The sequence below is a fragment of the Oleiphilus sp. HI0123 genome, from assembly GCF_001635315.1.
This window is the reverse complement of the sequence record NZ_LWGE01000476.1, coordinates 1-745: the sequence shown is the minus strand read 5'-3', so window position 1 is coordinate 745 and position 745 is coordinate 1. Positions and strand designations below refer to the sequence as shown.

Genomic DNA, 745 nt, shown 5'->3' with positions numbered 1-745 from the left:
CGTGATGCCCGAAATTCATATCAAAAAGCGCTTCAAGCCCTTTGTTGAAGATGAATTACCTGCACTTTCCAAAGGTACACGCCAACTAGTCGCCCACCCTAGAGAAGAACAGGTCTGCCCACATCATCTCGAAGAAGCCTGCACCTTAATCATCGGCCCCGAAGGTGGCTTTACTGAGTATGAAGTAAACAAGCTCAAAGAAGCCGGTTTTGAAGGAGTTCATTTAGGCGAAAGAATTCTACGCGTAGAGACTGCCGTACCCGTATTGATCTCGCGTCTATTTGGGTCAACATTCTAGGGTAATTTTGTCCGCAAAACGGACCTTCATGACTGATCGATAAACAAGGATTTTTTGGCCAATATTGATCTGATCGGTTACTTCTGGAAAGTGAGATAAGCGGACATAACAGTTGGACTGTTTTTACAAAATTACGGCCAATATTCGCTAAGTGAAGCTTCTTCTATATGCTGTATGCATAAACAGTATCAAGGAGGATGCTCATGTCACCGGCAAGGAATGTCTGGGCGAGTCAAGCACCATACTATGAACGCCATCAGCCCGAAAAGACGCTCCTCTATCAATTGGTTCAGGAACATTATCCTGTCTTTAAGTCCTCGTTGGAGGGTCAGGGACAAAGCTTGCCTCGTTACGTTCAGAGAGAGTTCGAAGATTTTCTCCAATGTGGTCGGCTGGAATATGGCTTTTTGCGTGTCCGCTGCGAGGATTGCCATCATGAACGATTGG

General features: G+C 45.6%; 2 protein-coding genes. Both read left to right on the top strand.

Annotated features, from left to right (window positions below; all coding sequences use genetic code 11):
* The coding region (locus A3761_RS04540) for an RsmE family RNA methyltransferase (RefSeq protein ID WP_156491592.1) at positions 1–298 on the top strand (298 nt) is incomplete at its 5' end.
* Positions 299–501: 203 nt separating this feature from the next.
* A partial coding sequence (locus A3761_RS25440) for a transposase zinc-binding domain-containing protein (protein ID WP_197470253.1) occupies positions 502–745 on the top strand: 244 nt, incomplete at its 3' end.